Source organism: Bifidobacterium sp. LH_426 (assembly GCF_056356875.1).
This window is the reverse complement of the sequence record NZ_JBKEVB010000001.1, coordinates 183190-198330: the sequence shown is the minus strand read 5'-3', so window position 1 is coordinate 198330 and position 15141 is coordinate 183190. Positions and strand designations below refer to the sequence as shown.

The 15141-nt window shown below is 63.5% G+C and carries 18 protein-coding genes and 1 other RNA gene; 8 read left to right on the top strand and 11 right to left on the bottom strand.

The window, feature by feature from the left end; all coding sequences use genetic code 11:
- Window positions 1-8: 8 nt before the first annotated feature.
- Window positions 9-1592, bottom strand: coding sequence for a bifunctional folylpolyglutamate synthase/dihydrofolate synthase (locus AC1AYD_RS00815; protein WP_476501922.1), 1584 nt, complete (start codon window positions 1590-1592; stop codon window positions 9-11).
- Window positions 1593-1942: 350 nt separating this feature from the next.
- Between AC1AYD_RS00815 and AC1AYD_RS00810 the strand changes: the two genes are divergently transcribed.
- Both AC1AYD_RS00810 and AC1AYD_RS00805 read left to right on the top strand, forming a co-directional pair.
- Window positions 1943-3112, top strand: coding sequence for a hypothetical protein (locus tag AC1AYD_RS00810; protein ID WP_476544540.1), 1170 nt, complete (start codon window positions 1943-1945; stop codon window positions 3110-3112).
- A 43-nt stretch (window positions 3113-3155) separates the two neighbouring features.
- Complete coding sequence (locus tag AC1AYD_RS00805; RefSeq protein ID WP_476501924.1) at window positions 3156-3917, top strand: metallophosphoesterase family protein; 762 nt, start codon at window positions 3156-3158, stop codon at window positions 3915-3917.
- A 31-nt stretch (window positions 3918-3948) separates the two neighbouring features.
- On the opposite strand, the gene AC1AYD_RS00800 is transcribed toward AC1AYD_RS00805, so the two are convergent.
- Window positions 3949-4779 (bottom strand): nitrilase-related carbon-nitrogen hydrolase, encoded by an 831-nt coding sequence (locus AC1AYD_RS00800; protein WP_476501925.1) that lies wholly within the window; start codon window positions 4777-4779, stop codon window positions 3949-3951.
- 198 nt (window positions 4780-4977) lie between these two features.
- Between AC1AYD_RS00800 and AC1AYD_RS00795 the strand changes: the two genes are divergently transcribed.
- Together AC1AYD_RS00795 and AC1AYD_RS00790 are read left to right on the top strand one after the other, a co-directional pair.
- Window positions 4978-5826 carry an aldo/keto reductase gene (locus AC1AYD_RS00795; RefSeq protein ID WP_476502033.1) on the top strand — a complete coding sequence of 283 codons (849 nt, stop codon included), beginning with the start codon at window positions 4978-4980 and terminating at the stop codon, window positions 5824-5826.
- A 52-nt stretch (window positions 5827-5878) separates the two neighbouring features.
- Window positions 5879-8029, top strand: coding sequence for an SWIM zinc finger family protein (locus AC1AYD_RS00790; protein ID WP_476501926.1), 2151 nt, complete (start codon window positions 5879-5881; stop codon window positions 8027-8029).
- Between the two features lie 27 nt (window positions 8030-8056).
- On the opposite strand, the gene AC1AYD_RS00785 is transcribed toward AC1AYD_RS00790, so the two are convergent.
- From AC1AYD_RS00785 to AC1AYD_RS00775, 3 genes are all read right to left on the bottom strand, one after another.
- Window positions 8057-8323: a hypothetical protein gene (locus tag AC1AYD_RS00785; RefSeq protein WP_476501927.1), complete on the bottom strand. Its 267-nt coding sequence runs from the start codon at window positions 8321-8323 to the stop codon at window positions 8057-8059.
- Between the two features lie 180 nt (window positions 8324-8503).
- Window positions 8504-8770 carry a hypothetical protein gene (locus AC1AYD_RS00780; protein WP_476501928.1) on the bottom strand — a complete coding sequence of 89 codons (267 nt, stop codon included), beginning with the start codon at window positions 8768-8770 and terminating at the stop codon, window positions 8504-8506.
- Complete coding sequence (locus tag AC1AYD_RS00775; protein WP_476501929.1) at window positions 8767-9369, bottom strand: hypothetical protein; 603 nt, start codon at window positions 9367-9369, stop codon at window positions 8767-8769. The genes AC1AYD_RS00780 and AC1AYD_RS00775 overlap by 4 nt, the downstream gene beginning before the upstream one ends.
- A 306-nt stretch (window positions 9370-9675) precedes the next feature.
- Here AC1AYD_RS00775 and AC1AYD_RS00770 point away from each other — a divergent pair, with 306 nt between their 5' ends.
- Window positions 9676-10053 (top strand): type II toxin-antitoxin system HicB family antitoxin, encoded by a 378-nt coding sequence (locus tag AC1AYD_RS00770; protein WP_476501930.1) that lies wholly within the window; start codon window positions 9676-9678, stop codon window positions 10051-10053.
- 57 nt (window positions 10054-10110) lie between these two features.
- Here the strand turns inward: AC1AYD_RS00770 and AC1AYD_RS00765 are convergent, their stop codons facing one another.
- Both AC1AYD_RS00765 and AC1AYD_RS00760 read right to left on the bottom strand, forming a co-directional pair.
- The gene (locus AC1AYD_RS00765) at window positions 10111-10434 is read right to left on the bottom strand and encodes a hypothetical protein (RefSeq protein ID WP_476501931.1); all 324 of its coding nucleotides are present in this window, start codon (window positions 10432-10434) and stop codon (window positions 10111-10113) included.
- A gap of 3 nt (window positions 10435-10437) precedes the next feature.
- Window positions 10438-10929, bottom strand: coding sequence for a Panacea domain-containing protein (locus AC1AYD_RS00760; protein ID WP_034527677.1), 492 nt, complete (start codon window positions 10927-10929; stop codon window positions 10438-10440).
- Between the two features lie 336 nt (window positions 10930-11265).
- Between AC1AYD_RS00760 and AC1AYD_RS00755 the strand changes: the two genes are divergently transcribed.
- Together AC1AYD_RS00755 and AC1AYD_RS00750 are read left to right on the top strand one after the other, a co-directional pair.
- On the top strand, window positions 11266-11430 hold the full coding sequence (locus AC1AYD_RS00755; protein ID WP_156963160.1) for a hypothetical protein: 165 nt from the start codon (window positions 11266-11268) through the stop codon (window positions 11428-11430).
- Entirely contained in the window at window positions 11420-11626 is a 207-nt protein-coding gene (locus AC1AYD_RS00750) for a hypothetical protein (RefSeq protein WP_476501932.1), read from the top strand. Before AC1AYD_RS00755 ends, AC1AYD_RS00750 begins: the two co-directional genes overlap by 11 nt.
- Before the next feature lie 54 nt (window positions 11627-11680).
- On the opposite strand, the gene AC1AYD_RS00745 is transcribed toward AC1AYD_RS00750, so the two are convergent.
- The gene (locus AC1AYD_RS00745; RefSeq protein WP_476501933.1) at window positions 11681-12244 is read right to left on the bottom strand and encodes an N-acetyltransferase family protein; all 564 of its coding nucleotides are present in this window, start codon (window positions 12242-12244) and stop codon (window positions 11681-11683) included.
- Window positions 12222-12395: a hypothetical protein gene (locus AC1AYD_RS00740; RefSeq protein WP_476501934.1), complete on the bottom strand. Its 174-nt coding sequence runs from the start codon at window positions 12393-12395 to the stop codon at window positions 12222-12224. Before AC1AYD_RS00740 ends, AC1AYD_RS00745 begins: the two co-directional genes overlap by 23 nt.
- A 535-nt stretch (window positions 12396-12930) precedes the next feature.
- On the opposite strand from AC1AYD_RS00740, the gene AC1AYD_RS00735 reads away from it, so the two are divergent.
- A complete protein-coding gene (locus AC1AYD_RS00735; RefSeq protein WP_476501935.1) occupies window positions 12931-13140 on the top strand; it encodes a helix-turn-helix transcriptional regulator in 210 nt (69 codons plus the stop codon).
- Between the two features lie 47 nt (window positions 13141-13187).
- Here the strand turns inward: AC1AYD_RS00735 and AC1AYD_RS00730 are convergent, their stop codons facing one another.
- Together AC1AYD_RS00730 and ssrA are read right to left on the bottom strand one after the other, a co-directional pair.
- On the bottom strand, window positions 13188-14492 hold the full coding sequence (locus tag AC1AYD_RS00730; protein WP_476501936.1) for a tyrosine-type recombinase/integrase: 1305 nt from the start codon (window positions 14490-14492) through the stop codon (window positions 13188-13190).
- Between the two features lie 190 nt (window positions 14493-14682).
- Window positions 14683-15079, bottom strand: a transfer-messenger RNA (tmRNA) gene (gene ssrA, locus AC1AYD_RS00725).
- Between the last annotated feature and the right edge of the window lie 62 nt (window positions 15080-15141).

Genomic DNA, 15141 nt, shown 5'->3' with positions numbered 1-15141 from the left:
GTCGTCCTTTACTCGGCCTTGTCGGCGGCGTTCGTGGCGGTGTCGGCGTTCGCGTTCGTGTCGGCGGAGGACCGCTCCTCGCCGCCGAACAGACCGCCGAGCACGTCGTCGCCGTCGTCCTCGTCGGAGTCGGAGCCGGTCTTGCCGGCGTCGCCGTCGTCCGGCTCGACGACGGGCTGGTGGATGCTCATCGCCTTCCTCATGATCGGGCTCGCATGCTCTTCGAGCATCTCACGGGCGTCGCCGGCGGTGACGAAGCTGCCGCAGATGAGCACGCCGTGGCCGTAGCCGACGCCGAGCTCGTCGGCCTCGTCGACCATGTTGACGGCGGTCTGGATCGCGTCCGGCAGTTCCGGCTCCTTGACGACGCGGTCGCGGCCGAACACCTCGACGGCGATCTTCTCCAGGTCGTCGGCGGACATGACGCGGTCGCGCCACGAGTTCTCGGTGACGACCACCTGGCTCAGGACCGGTTCGAGCACGCCGAGATACTCCTCGACCTGCTTGTCCTCCATCATGGCGACCACGCCGACCAGCTGCTCGAAGTGGTAGTTCTCCTCGATGGCGGCGCGCAGGGATTCGGCGGCGTTCACGTTGTGGCCGCCGTCCACGATGATCGTCGGCGAGGTGCGGATCTGCTCGATACGGCCCGGGATTTTCACGCTGGAGAGCGCCTCGGCGACGATGTCGCCGTCCAACGCGCCGGAGACGGGAATCACGGCCTCGCAGGCGGCGAGCGCGGAGAGCGCGTTGTGCGCCTGATGTTCGCCGAACTTGGCGATCGGGACCTCGGTGTACGTGCCGAGCGGCGTGGACAGGGTGGCGACCTGCCCGCCGACGGCGGGCATGCGGTTGACGACCTCCATCTCGTAGCCGTCGCGCACGAGCTTCGCATGGTTGCGTTCGGCGGCCGCCTCGATGATCGGCATGACCTCCTCCTCATGCGGCTGGGGGCCGATGACGGCGGTGCAGCCGGGCTTGATGATGCCGGCCTTCTCGGTGGCGATCTCCTCCACGGTGTCGCCCAGCCACTTCATGTGGTCCATGTCGACCGGTCCGATGATCGCCGCGTCCGCGTCGAGCACATTGGTCGCATCCCAGGCTCCGCCCATGCCGACCTCGACGATGGCCACGTCCACGGGCGCGTCGGCGAACTTCCAGATGGCCATGGCGGTGAGCACCTCGAAGAAGCTCATGCGCGGCTTGCCCTGCTCCTCCATCTTGCGGTCGACGAGCGCGACGAGGTCCTTGATCTGGTCCCACGCGTCGATGAAGTCGTCGTCGGAGAGCTGCTGGCCGTCGATGGCGATGCGCTCGTTGATCTTCTCCAGATGCGGCGACGTGTACAGGCCGGTGCGCATGCCATAGGCGCGGCAGATGGCCTCGGCCATGCGTGCGGTGGACCCCTTGCCGTTGGTGCCGGTCACATGGATCACGCGGAACGACTCCTCCGGGTGCCCCAGCACGTCGAGCATCAGGTTCATGCGGTCCAGGTCGAGATTCGTGGTGTTATGCTCCGGCGGACGGCTCATGATGTCCAGCTCGACGTCCTGGATGGTCTCGTTGTTCCTGTTCGGATGCTCGAATGACATGGTTCCTGTGCTCCTGCTTGTTCTTCTGTGCCGTCTATATGGCCTCACATGCCCAAACCCCACAATGATAGCCGACCCCCTGCCGTCATGCGCCCTCCGTTCGCCGCCCGCTCATCGTAGGTGCGCCCTTCCCCTTCCGCGTCGCTTCCCCTCCGCGTCGTTTCCATACCAACGGCGTCGCATGCACACCATCCGCTGGCCGGAAACGACGCCGGGAGAGCTCTCAGCGTCGGAACTGTGCCAAGTGTGGCGCGGAAACGACGCTAAAGAACCCTCCACCGTCGTTTCCATGCCAAGGATGGCACGCAACCGATGCTCAATCCCCTCCTAGCGTCACCGTTCCGCCACCCATGGCACGGAACCGACGCAAGATGGAAACCTCCCGCAGCCCGGCGCCATCACCGTTATCCACATCGGGCACCTTGTGCGCGAATCGGCTTGATTCCGCCGATTCCTGTAACGGGCACGCCGAAAGAGGGGGGCTCCGACCACAAGGGGCGCTCGGCACCCTCCGCGGAGTGCGAATCGGCTACGGTCGAACCATGAGAACGCATAGAACGGTGACGAAGCTGATGGCGGACGCCCAGCGTGCAGGCAGATGCGCGTATTCCCGCAATACGGCCGAGCAGGCGGCGTTGCGCAGGCGCGCGAAAGCCGGAGATTTCACATGCGTCTATCCGGGAATTCCGTCGCTGTACGCCGAGACCGTTTATTGGAACGGGCTGAATCCTCCGGAACGCACGATGCACATCGCCCGCACGCTCGCACAAGCCCATCGCACATGGGTATTCGGAGGACTCGTCGCCGCAGTGGCCTACGGATTCGAACATCAATGGTGTCTGCACGACGGTTCCGTGACGATCGCCACATCGAATCATGGCACGCACCGTCCCGACCGTCATCTGAAACGCGTCTATGTGCCGAAGACGGCGGCGGCGCGGATCGAACACGAGGAAACGGGATTGTTCCTGTTGCCGCCCGCCATGACGTTGCTCGATTGCGCCGGCTCACATGAATTCCGTTTCTCATTGCCGTTCTTCGACTCGGCGTTCGCCAAGGGAATCACCGCCGAGGACGTGCTCGACGCGATCGGCCGGATGCACGCCGATCCACGCTCGGCCCTGCGTCTGCTGCGTCACGTGAACGCGAAAAGCGAGAACGGCGGGGAATCATTGGCCCGTGGCACGATGATCGAGGAACGGTTCCTCACGCCGCGTCTTCAGGTGCCGGTGAGGGACCCGCAGACCGGAGCGGAGTACCGCGCCGATTTCGTGTGGACGCTGACGGATGGCGCGACGGTCGTCGGCGAATATGACGGCACCCGCAAATACATCGATCCCGACATGACCGATAATCGAAGCATCCAGGAGATCGTAGCGAACGAACGCCGCCGGGATGAGGCCTTGAAGCGTGCAGGCGCACGCGAAATCGTCCATTTCAACTACGACGACGTCATGCGGAGGACGCCGTTGACGATGAAACTGCTCAAAGCCGGCATTCCCCGCCGGGACGCCCCATGACCGGTATCGGTACCATAATCCATTCCGAGGAAGGAACACGTATATGAGGTATTTCACCACCGACACGCATTTCGGGCATCCGCTAGTGAGCGTGCTGCGCGGATTCACGACATTCGACCCCGGTCGCGAACGCTATGCGGCGCTGCTCGCCGACCAGGGGCGCAAAGCCGCCGAGGATTGGGCGAAGGGCGTCGTGCTCGACGATTCGCGGCTCAGCTTCCGCACCGCGGCCGACACGGACGCGCATGACGAGACCGTCGTCGCGAACATCAACCGGCTGGTCGGCGAGGATGATGAGCTGTGGATTCTCGGCGACATCGGATTCCGCACATCCGTCAATCATCTCAAGGACTGTCTGAGGCGGCTGCGCTGCCGGCATCTGCACGCGGTGATTGGCAACCATGACGACTGGTGGCTGGACGATCGTCCCGCCCGCAACCTGTTCGCCTCGATCGAACCGAACGGCACGGTCGGTCTCATCGGTCTCGACGCCGCACGGCCGGACGCGGTCCAGACCGTGAACCTGTCGCATTTCCCGTACCGCGAGGATCTCGCCTACGGTTGGCCGGACGACGCCGTGCGGTTCCACGACAAGGCGCTGCCGTTCGACGGCCGTCGTCTGCTCTACGGCCACACGCACCAGCTCTCGCCCGAAGGCGCCCGCCCGGAAGCGCTCAACGTGGGCCTCGACGCGTGGAATCTCGAACCGGTGAGCGAGACCAGCATCGCCGACTGGTTCCACGGGCGTGCCGGCGACGATCCGCGCGCCGCAATGCTCGACATGCCATCGGATGGAAGATTCTGAATGGTCGGATGCCGGTCGCGGAACCGCGAGCCTAAGCCAGCGCGGGATCGGCGAAACGGCGGTTGGCGAGGACCGGGAGCGTCCGGCGGGCGGCGGCGAGCGCGTCACGACGCAGTCCGGCGGTGATGAGCGCCGGTTGCGGGCCCGCCGCCGCGACGACCTCGCCGAGCGGGTCGATGATGCGGCTCAATCCGATGGTCCTCGCTCCCGTCGCACTGCAGGCGAGCACATAGCAGGTGTTCTCCAACGCGCGTGCGGCGGCCATGATCTCCCAATGGCGTTCCTTGCGCGGGCCGCGCACCCATGCGGCCGAGACCGCGATCGCGTCGGCACCGCGCACGGCCAGCGAGCGCGCCGTCTCGGGGAACCGCAGGTCGTAGCAGGTCATCACGCCGATGCGCCATCCGTCGATGTCCACGATCGGCGGGAGCGCATCGCCCGGCTCGACCGTATCGGATTCGCGTTCCGCGAACGCGTCGTACAGATGGAGTTTGCGGTAGGTCGCAGCGATTTCGCCATCCCTGATGACGACGAACACGTTGGACACCCGTCGGGCGGTCGCACCCGCCGCGTCCAGGGCGTCCGCCGGCACATGCACGGTGCCCATCAGCGTGATGCCATACCGCTCGCCGATATGACGCAATCCTGTGACGAACGGACCGTCCAACGGCTGCGCCATGCGCGCCGTATACGAGGGATCCCCGTCGTCGCGCGCAATCAGTCCTTCCGGCAGAAGCAGCACCCGCGCGCCGTTCTCCGCACCCTGCCGCGCATACCCCTCGATGGTCTCAAGGTTCGCGGCCGGTTCTTTCGCCACCGTGAACTGAGCGACACCGACCTTCAGCACGTCATTCCCATGCATTTCGACATCCATATCGCCATTATCCGCCGCCGCTCATCCGAATGTCCGGTTCCTCTCGAGACCCACGTCACATGGTTTCGGCGTGTCGCGAATCCGGGATCGGGGACGGGCGGAACGCGCGTAGAGTTGGTGGGGATGCGGCGGATCCGCCCGCACCATATGACCATATGTCCAATGAAGGGAACCATCATGGCAACACTGCTCGACCCTCCCGCCATCCCCGTGCGCCGCGCGCATGACGGGCTGGAACTGCCGGCCATCGGCTTCGGCACGTACAAGGTGAACGGCTTCGCCGGCGTGGAGGCGATCAAGTCGGCGCTCGAGGTCGGCTACCGTCTCATCGATTCGGCGTTCAACTACGAGAACGAGGGCGTGGTCGGCAAGGCGATCCGCGAATCCGACGTGCCCCGCGAGGACATCATCGTCGCCTCGAAGCTGCCCGGCCGCCACCACCAGTACGACCAGGCGCGCGCGACCATCGAGGAGTCGGTGGCGCGCATGGGCCTCGACTACATCGACCTGTATCTCATCCACTGGCCGAACCCGTCGCAGGGCCAGTTCGTGGAGGCGTGGCAGGCGCTGGTCGACGCGCAGCAGCAGGGTATCGTCAGGCATATCGGCGTGAGCAACTTCCTGCCCGGCCACATCGACCTGCTCATCCGCGCCACCGGCGTGACGCCCGCGGTCAACCAGGTGGAGCTGCACCCGTTCTTCCAGCAGAACGAGCAGCGCGCCTACGACGACGCGCACGGCATCATCACCGAGGCGTGGAGCCCGCTGGGACGCGCCAACCAGATGCTCAAGGATCCGACGATCACGCGCATCGCCGCCAAGCACGGTGTCTCCCCCGTCGCCGCGATCCTGCGCTGGCATATCCAGCTGGGCGACGTGGCGATCCCGAAGTCGATGCACCGCGAACGCCAGCGCGCGAACCTCGACCTGACCGGATTCACGCTCGACGAGCAGGACATGCGCGACATCGCCGCGATGGACAATCCGGAGGGCTACACGTTCGGCCAGAACCCGCACTGGCACGAGGAAGCCTGACCGGTTCCGTGACCGGACCCCGGCATACGGGTTTCGCGGCTACACTCGAGGTATGAGTCTTCCCGCGAAACCCGCGCTATACGAGTTCGAGTCCATGTTCGACGACGCGCCATGGATACTCGAACGCGCCTATGACTATTGGCAGGATGGCCGCGTGGAACGGATCGAGAGCATCGCGCCCTCGTTGTTCCACGCGCAGGTCGCCGGCAGCGAAGACGGTCCCTACGATGTCGATGTCCGCATCGACGATGCCGGCGACGTCATGTCGGCCGCATGCACCTGCCCGTATCACCTGACCCCATACTGCAAGCATGTGGGCGCGACGCTCTACGAGCTGCGCCGGCGCTGGGCCGACGGACACGGTGATGCGGCGCCCGACGCGTCCGATACGTCCGAATCGTCCGGCGGACGCCGCCGCCGGGTGCCGTCCTATGTGCTCGACGGCGTGCTGAAGCGCATCGACGAGGAGAAACGCGATTCCGACGGCCGCAACGTGCTGTTCTTCTGGTCGAACACATGCATCGAATACGCGGATCATCTGACGCGCGAGGGCTCGTCCGGACCGCTGATTCCCACCCGTGAGGCGGGTCGAATGATGCTCGGTCCCATGGACGCCTACCACCGGCGGCACGGCATCCATCATCAGGGCGACGGCATCCCCCTCGACGACATGGACGGCGGGCTTCTGCCGCCAGACGCCCTCGACGACCCCCTCGACCATCCCCACGGGGATGACGATATGCCACGGCCCGATGATCCGACGCTCGCCGAAGCCCTCTCCGGTTTCCACACGGTCGTCGACAACGCGCTCCATTCCACGGATTGGGAACACGCCTGCCTGAACCTGGCCATCAGCGCCTCGGCGCTGGCCGCGTTCACGAACTCCGTCGAGGATGAGCGGCACGAGCTATGCAACGAGAACGACCTGCTGTCCAGCGAGATCCGCTGTTACATGGAGAACGTCGCCCGCTACGCCGACTCGGCGACGGCGAGCATCGCGCTGGGCGAGATCGCGAAGGCCGCATACGAGCCTGAACTCCAGTTCTATGACCCCGTCAACGCGGCCATGCTGCTGGCGTCCGCCACCGCGTTCGCCCGTCACGGCGACAAGACGATGTGGGCGTACGACGTCGTCGATACCGCGCTCGAACGGTTCGGCGAGCACCATGACGCCGACCTGCCGCATGAGGCGTTGGTCGCTTCACGCCGCGTGCTGCGCCGCTACATGCTCATGGTCGCCTACGATATACGCCGCCTCGCCGGAGACGACGAGGGATGCGCCACGCTTTGGCGTGAGCATCCCGATATGGCTCCACTCACGCTGATGCGCGTCGTCACGTTGCTCGACGACCGCCGGTTCCGCGAGGCGCGTGAGACGGTCGAAGCGTTCCTCGCCACGGTGACGGACCGATTCCAGGCCGATGCGTTCATCACGCGCAATGGGCTGCTGCCGGGGCTGCTGCCACACGGCTGGCGCACGTTGCTGGAATGTTGCGCGGAAGGTACGGACGACGCGGCACGGCTCGCCGACCTGTACCGCGACTACATCATCACAGGCAATGACAAAAGGGACGCCGCATACGTGAACCGTCTGCGACGGCTGCTGTCCACGGAACGTCCCGGCGGCGCGGACGATGCCGGTGACGCGCGATGGCATGACGAGGCCCGGCGTCTCGCCCGCCGTTGCGCCCGCGACATCGCCGAACGCATCACGTCGCGGCCCGAGATGACGACGGTCGACGACGGGTACAGGGTCGCCAGGCGCAGCAGCTGGCGCAATCCCGCATATGAGAAGCTCATCGTGGACGAACGTCTGACCGACGACGCGCTCACCTACTGCGTGACCATCGCCTATCCCCCGCTGCCGTTGCTGAAGACGATGGCGATCGGGCACCCGGACAAGGCGCGCGAGACGATTCTGGAGGCGATGCCGCAGGGCGCGTTGTCCGAGGACGACGTCATGCGGCTGCTCCATGCCGATGCCGCGGATCCGTCCCGGCCGTCGGGCGCGGTGCGCGCGCCGCGAGCGGGCATGGTGCGGTTGAGCGCCACCCGTGCCGTCTACCGGCAGATCGCGAAACAGCTGCGCCGCTACGCCGACGTGTTCGACGACGCCTCGGCACGGCTCGTCGCCGATCTCATCATCCGCAGGTATCCGAACCGTCCCGCATTGCGCGAGGAACTCGCCTTCATCCGAGGATGACGCCGGACCGATGAATCGGTGCTTGGATTATTCGGGGACGGGGCCCAACCTGTCGAGGAATCCGCGGTCGCAAAGCATTTCGCTTTCGTCCGTCGTGCAGTATCGGACCCTGCCGGTTTCCATGTCCACGAAGAATGCTTGGGGCAGTCCCAATACCATGCCCGGTTCGTAGTCGGCCGGGACGGTGTAGAAGATGAGCTCGCCGTCATGCACGCCGGCGGGTTCCTCCAAGCTAAGGCCTTCGGCCTGCGCGGCCCGTGAGGCTTCCTCGCGTAACTCGCTGAACGGCTTCATTCATTCCCTCCATCAGTCCCGACACGATGCCCTTGTCCAATTCAAGGCTATCAATCCCTGTCAGAACCGGAGCGGAGACGATCATGACAAGATAATCATGGTTCTTCCCCACCGAGGATAATCGGGGGAATGGAGATAGGGCCTGCCGGTAATGGGATTGTGGGCGTCAGATTGTGGGTGTCAGCTATGTTGGAGCTGGCTGGCGATGAGGGGCGCGTACTCCTCCATGTCCTCTGGTTGTATGCAGTCTCTGATCTGCTCGACGAGGTCGTGGGGAATCGTGAGGTTTTCGTCTTCGGTGGCGTCGAACAGCCATTTGAGGGCTTCGTAGCCTTCGCCGGCGTCGATGGTCACATCCGCGATGAGCAGTTGTCTGTCGGTCATGACAGGGGCGACCAGTAGGCGGAGTTGCCGGGCCAGTTGTGCGGCTCTGTCGTCCAGTGTCATGACCATGCTCCTTGTCTGGCGGGGTAGGAGGTGATCACCCTCCATTTGTCGATCTTCCATACGAGTTCCACGACCACGTCGACGCCTTCGATGTTGCGGACGTGGAATTTCTTGTTGGATCGGGGCCCTACGATTGCTTCGCGTGGTGCGGTGACGGTTTCCTTTACCGCCCAGCGTATCTTCTTCTCGTCCCAGGTTTCGGGGAATCGTGTCTTGCCGGTGACGGATCGGGCCCGTGTGCATGTTTTTCCAAGTGGATTGCCGGGTGGTAATGGTTTGGTCGTCGTCTCAGCTGGCCTCCATGCTGCAGTGGCATTTGCCTTGGCCCACCGCATCGTGTCGTCCATGTTTTTGAGGCTCAGCCACAGGTCATCCACCGCCAATCCGGCGCAGGATTGCCCGTTCCTGAGCTGCGTGTAGTTCAGACCGTTGTAGTCGTTGCCGTTGAAGCCGCAGACCATGCGGTAGAACATATGGTCGGGGTCGTAGACGTCATCGGTCGCGTAGTCTTCGAACGCATCCGTACGCGTCCGCGTAGGCCTTGCATACGGCGTTGTAGTAGTCACCCCCTGACTGACATCGTGCGCGTAGTCACGCATGACTGCGGCTGTTCAATAGGAAGTGGAAGTGGGCCGTGGAACCAAAAGAAACACTTTTTTCTTTACTTAACTCTGAGTTGATGAGGCCGATGGATGGCCTCCTTAGACCTAGATAGATGACTCACGGACACGGTTTAGTCAATATCACTTGACTTGAAAAGTGCATAGTTATGAACTACACATGTGGAGTGGAAAAGCTCACGAAGCGAGCCTACAAGCCCATCAAGGACAACGACCTCGAAGACGCCTGGGCCAAAAGCGGCAATCATAGCAAAGGCATCCTGCACTGCATCCGAAGGAACAGAAATGAGCGAACCCGTCAATACCACCGCCATCTGCCGGCGCGTGAACGGCTGGTGGGCCGTCGAAGTCCCCGAGATCCCCGGCCTGTTCACCCAGGCGCGCCGCCTCGACCAGGTCGAGGCCATGGTGCGCGACGCCGCCGACATGCTCGGCGTCAAGGTCGGCGACGTCGCCATCGACCCGCAGCTCGACGAGGCCACGCAGCGCATGGTCGACGACCTGTTCGCCAAGCGCGAGGCCGCCCGCAAGGCGCAGGAGGAGGCGTCACGCCTCGCCCGCAGCACCGTCGCCACCCTGCGCGGCGAAGGATTGACCGTGCGCGACGTCGCCACCGTCACCGGCGTCAGTCCCCAACGCGTCAGTGCCCTGCAGGACGCCTGACCAAGGCGAACGACGAGACCGCTCCCGGCTGCTCATCGGCGAGCGCCGGGGTGGTTCCTATTTCGAATTGCGGCCGAATAGGAAGCCGAGTGCGGTAGTGGCGATCAGCTTGAATACGTCGATTGCGCTGGAGATGGTTTCATGCCCGTATCTGGAGCCTGTCCATGTGAATTGCACGCCGGTGAAGATCGCGACCATGAGGAGGCAGAAGGCGACGATGATGAAGGCCGTGCTGTTCTTGAAGTTCTCGACTTCCCAGTTGTGCTTGTCTTTGGGGTTGATGGGTTCCGTTTTGATGTTGTCGTCTGCGTCGGTGGATTCATATCCCTCCGGAGGCAGATCGACGGATGCGTCGAGGGGAATGTCTTCGTTCTGATTCATGTTTCAGATTCCCAGCTCTTCGTCGAATGTGTGGTCTTCGGCCATTGCGGTGTTGCTGATGAATGGTTTCTCGGCGGCTATGGCTTGCGACCATGCGGAACCGTTGCGGTGGGTCATGCGGGAAAGCTCTACGGCGCTTCTCCCTCCCAATGTCAGCCATACGAGGTTCAGCGCCTTGCGGAACGGTTCGCTGCTGGACTCGTCCACCGCGGTGGCGTTGCCTAGCGCATCTTGTGCGTATCGCGTGATCGGCTTGCCTCCGAAGCCTTTGAATTCGTCGTATACGCTACGGCATACGGGGCCGTAGCGCCATGGCTGGAAGGACTCGGTGAGCAGTCTCTTGCCCGTGTTTCTCTGGTACAGGCAGGTGACGTAGAAGAGGAGCTTCTGGAGCTTCATGGGGGTCACCTGAACATCATCGCGGAAGGCGCGACGGAGGATGCTGTTGGCGACCGTAGTCGGTGTTATGCCGGTTCCGACGATTTTCTCGGCCATCATTCCTCCTTTGCCGTCCATTCAACTCTTCGGCGTGGAGACGACGGCGTGTCGTCGTTGTCCCGACTTGCATATCTTTATTATCTATGTTAATATAGTTATGTCGGCACGGAAGACCGACGCCACAACTCAAGAGCGAAAGGAGGAAGCGGGATGAGCAACGACTTCATTCTCGCCGTCGCGGCCATCGGGGCCGTGATCGTCGAAGCCGCCAAACTGGCGTTCGACATCATCAAATGGCGCGACGAACGCGACAAGCCCAAGAAGTGACAGACCGAAGTCCCGGATAGGCCTAGAATCCGGGGCTTCGGCCCCACAATCATCCCGCAAACCACCATGAAACGCAAGACACAGGGCATCGGCGGACTCGCGTTCGCCATCATCGCGGCCGCCTGCGCCGTGGGCGGCATACAGCCGTGGATCACCGCGCTGTTCGCGGTCGCGGCCGGCCTCGACTGTCTTCATCTCGGATTTGACAACGGAGGCCGCGATGACCACTGAATACCTCGGCGTCACCGACGTGGCGAGACGACTCGGCATCAGTACCGCCGCGGTCTCCGCCTACAAGCTGCCCGAACCGGACGCGACCATCGGCCGCACGCGCGGATGGCTGCCCGAGACGATCGACGAATGGAACCGGAACCGCCCCGGCCGCGGCGTCGGCGGCGGACGGCCGCGCAAACATCCCAAAGAATAAGCGAAAACGGCCCCGGCGCCCGCATCTGCGAGCGCCGGGGCGGTCATGTCCGGATTATCGCGTTTCGTTCTCGTCAAGCATGACGGGTGAATAGAGATAGAGCCTGTCGGTGGCGGACGGTTTGAATGTTTTCGACCAGATGTGGTATTCGGCGTCGTTCTCGTCGATGCCCTCGTCCTCGAAGCCGGCGTCGGTGAACAGGTGGATGCTGGCTGTGTTGTGTGGGTCGATTTGTGTGAGCACGTATGGTTCGCGTCCGTGACGGGCGGCGTCGTTTGCCATCCAGCGCAGTGCGCCGTCCAGCAGGTAACAGCCCAGATGCCGTCCTCGCTCGCTCAGGGCGGTGGCGATGAATGAGATGGCGTAGCCGCTGGATTCCGGGGCTGCGGGGTCGTAGCCGAATTCGCAGAATCCGACAATCGGCCCCACGTGGGTCTCGTCGCCATACTGGAGGACCATGCGGTACATGCCGGGTTCGTCCGCGAGATGGAGGCCGCGGATATACCTCTGCACGTCCATCGCGTACTCGGGCGCGCCCGGCTCGCAGCAGACGAAACGTCGCAGGGCGAGCTGGTCGTCGGAGTCGCACAGGCGGCTAGTGACGATCGCTATTCTCAACCTGTTCGGCTTTCTTCATGGCGCGTGTACGGCGGTTCAGCATCGCGCGGTGCAGCTTCATCCATTTCGCATCCACCGCATTGCGGGGCTTTCCGTCGGCGGGCGGCGTGTACACCGGGATGGGCTTCACGCCGGCATCGGTCATGGTCATGGCCGCCTCCTTTCGATTGCGTTCGGCGTAATCTGAACAGCTTACGCGACATCACGGGATGTCGCAAACGTCATATCTCCGATTCTCGCGAAACCGTGGACAGGGTAGGCGGCAGGGCGCGGCGGCCTTCGGCGTGTCGTTGCTGTCTCGGCTTGCATATCTTATATAGATGTTCTATAATAGAATCGTCAACGGAACACGGGAAAGGAGGTGAACATGGATAGCTTCTGGAATGCAATCAACGCAATCGGCAACTTCCTCATCGGAATCGGCACGATAACCATCGGCATCGCCGCCTACTTCGATTCAAGGAAGAACGACAAAAAGTAAAAGGCCGGTCCCGGATTCCTCACCTATCCGGGGCCTCGGCCCATTCCAGAATAATCCATGAACGCCATGAACACGAAATACATAATCCCCCTGTCATGCGGCATCGTCTCGCTCGCGCTCGGAGCGACGGGGCATGCCCTCCCCGCCGGAGTATTCGGCCTGTGCGGCGTCATCATCGCACTGGCCGCACAGAAGCGGAGTCACGATGACGACTAGACGGTATCTCAGCATCGCCGAGGTCGCCGAACGCATCGGCGTGAAGAACGCGAGCGCCGCCGGCTACAGGCTGCCCGAGCCGGACGCGCTGGTAGGCCGCACGCGCGGATGGCTGCCCGAGACGATCGACGAGTGGAACCGGAACCGCCCCGGCCGCGGGGTCGGCGGCGGACGGCCGCGCAAGCACCCCAAGGAATAGACGAAACCTCCCCGGTGCCCGCATCGGCGAGCGCCGGGGAGGTTTCGTCATTGTCGGTTGAGCTGTTGGGTGAGGCGTTGGTTTTCGGCGGCGAGCGCGGCGAGTCGTCGTTTGAGCCGGGTGATCTCGTCGTCGGTGTCGTCGGTGTCGTCGGTGTCGGTCGGGGTGGTGTCGGTGGTTGGGATGAGTTGGCCGATCTGTCGGGCGAGGGCGCGGGTGCGGGTTTGTGTGGCGTGTTGGTAGCGCATGGCGGTTTCGGGGTCGCTGTGGCCTGCGGCGGCCATGAGTTCCTTGAGGGTGGCGCCGTGTTCGGCGAGGAGGGTGAGGGCGGTGTGGCGTAGGTCGTGGAAGCGCAGGTCGGGGCGTCCGGCGGTTTCGCGGGCGGTTTTGAACCATTTGCGGAGGGTGTTGGGGTGGAGGGGCTGGTCGGGGTGGCGGATGGCGGGGAAGACGAAGGCGTCGGGGTCGTCGGGGATTTGGTCGAGGAGGTCGTTGAGGAGTGGGGCGAATTGGGGTGGGATGGCTTCGTCGCGCACGCTGTTGGCGGTCTTGGGTTTGCCGGTGAGGGCGGTCTTGTCCATGGTCTTGCGGCTGGCGCGGATGTGGAGGGTGAGGTTCTTGAGGTCGATGTCGCGGCGGCGGAGCGCGCATACCTCGCCGATGCGCAGGCCGTTGCAGAAGAGGCTCAGGTAGACGGCGGGCGCGTAGCGTTCGGGCATGGCGTCGTGGATGGTCTTGACCTGGTCGATGGTGGCGGGGATGGTCTCGTGGTCGCGGCGGTGGCGGGGCGTGGTGATGCGGCAGGGGTTTTCGGCGATGAGCGGGGTTTCGCCGTCGCGTCCGGGTGCGGCGGCGCTGTTGAGGATGGCTTTGAGGGTTTTGAGCGCGTTGATGCACATGGCGGTCTGGGTGTGGTCGAGGCCTGCCCACCAGCGGTCGATGTCGCTGGTGGTAATGTCCGTCAGGCGCATGCGGCCGAAGTACGGGAGGATGTGGTTTTCGGCGTCCTTGCGGATCCGGTAGAGGGTGCCGGCCTCCAATGGTGTGCCCTGTTTGGTGCGGCGGGTCGTGATCCACTGGTCGAAGTAGGTGGCGAGGGTGATGGATTTGCGGCCTTGGTCGCGTCTGGTCTCGCTTTCGGGCTGCCATGATCCGGCCTCGATGCTGACGCGCGCCTTGCGGAGCCATGCGCGTGCGCCGTCCTCGTCGTCCGGGTCGAAGTTCGCGTATTGGCGTTCCTTGAGGCCGGGCCATTCGCTGAACGCCCATGCGGGCGTGATGTAGCTGGCCTCGATGTATTTGGGGTTGGTCTTGTTGGGTTTGAATCGGATGGCCCCGAATCGTTTCGGCATCGCTCCTCCATCGTCGCGTCCGGCGGCGCGGTTTTCTACCACACCAACTACCACACATGATAGGTGTCAGACGGACGTTTCAGACCTTTTCACGTCTTTCCCTCCCCGCCTCGGAACACTTGGAAAATCAGGGGAAAACGTTGGTATTGCAACGAAAAAGCGCCGCCCCTTTCGGAGCGGCGCTTTCGTGTGGTGGAGTCGCGGGGAATTGAACCCCGGTCCGGTGACCGTACCCTCAGTCTTCTACGTGCGTAGTCCGCTGGCCATGCGGCGGTTTTTCTGCTCCCAACTATGTCGCGGACAACCGTTGGCGGGCATATTCGCAGTGAAAGTCCCGATGCGACCCTGTGACTCAATCACATCAGCAAGTCCTCTAAACGACGCTCAGCATCCCCCCAAGGACGAGGAGGAGTGAACGGAGCGGCTGCTCACTGGTTAATCCTGGCGCGAAGCTCAGGCAGCGAGAGCGAACTCAGTGCGGTTAGATTTAGCACTTATTCTTTTGCCGGGGGCATCCACGAGCGGACCCGGCGTTCTCGGCACGCTTCCCTGCGACGAACAGGTCACCGTCGAAACCGATCGACCCCATTCTTGAATTATCAAGCTCCGGTCTTGCGGCCGGACTTTTCAGAATACACCCGGTCGCCGC

Coding starts and splice junctions, on each gene's coding strand:
- AC1AYD_RS00815 (WP_476501922.1), bottom strand. CDS start 1,592: ATGTCATTCGAGCATCCGAACAGGAACAACGAGACCATCCAGGACGTC.
- AC1AYD_RS00810 (WP_476544540.1), top strand. CDS start 1,943: ATGGCACGGAACCGACGCAAGATGGAAACCTCCCGCAGCCCGGCGCCA.
- AC1AYD_RS00805 (WP_476501924.1), top strand. CDS start 3,156: ATGAGGTATTTCACCACCGACACGCATTTCGGGCATCCGCTAGTGAGC.
- AC1AYD_RS00800 (WP_476501925.1), bottom strand. CDS start 4,779: ATGCATGGGAATGACGTGCTGAAGGTCGGTGTCGCTCAGTTCACGGTG.
- AC1AYD_RS00790 (WP_476501926.1), top strand. CDS start 5,879: ATGAGTCTTCCCGCGAAACCCGCGCTATACGAGTTCGAGTCCATGTTC.
- AC1AYD_RS00785 (WP_476501927.1), bottom strand. CDS start 8,323: ATGAAGCCGTTCAGCGAGTTACGCGAGGAAGCCTCACGGGCCGCGCAG.
- AC1AYD_RS00780 (WP_476501928.1), bottom strand. CDS start 8,770: ATGACACTGGACGACAGAGCCGCACAACTGGCCCGGCAACTCCGCCTA.
- AC1AYD_RS00775 (WP_476501929.1), bottom strand. CDS start 9,369: ATGCGTGACTACGCGCACGATGTCAGTCAGGGGGTGACTACTACAACG.
- AC1AYD_RS00770 (WP_476501930.1), top strand. CDS start 9,676: ATGAGCGAACCCGTCAATACCACCGCCATCTGCCGGCGCGTGAACGGC.
- AC1AYD_RS00765 (WP_476501931.1), bottom strand. CDS start 10,434: ATGAATCAGAACGAAGACATTCCCCTCGACGCATCCGTCGATCTGCCT.
- AC1AYD_RS00760 (WP_034527677.1), bottom strand. CDS start 10,929: ATGGCCGAGAAAATCGTCGGAACCGGCATAACACCGACTACGGTCGCC.
- AC1AYD_RS00755 (WP_156963160.1), top strand. CDS start 11,266: ATGAAACGCAAGACACAGGGCATCGGCGGACTCGCGTTCGCCATCATC.
- AC1AYD_RS00750 (WP_476501932.1), top strand. CDS start 11,420: ATGACCACTGAATACCTCGGCGTCACCGACGTGGCGAGACGACTCGGC.
- AC1AYD_RS00740 (WP_476501934.1), bottom strand. CDS start 12,395: ATGACCATGACCGATGCCGGCGTGAAGCCCATCCCGGTGTACACGCCG.
- AC1AYD_RS00735 (WP_476501935.1), top strand. CDS start 12,931: ATGACGACTAGACGGTATCTCAGCATCGCCGAGGTCGCCGAACGCATC.
- AC1AYD_RS00730 (WP_476501936.1), bottom strand. CDS start 14,492: ATGCCGAAACGATTCGGGGCCATCCGATTCAAACCCAACAAGACCAAC.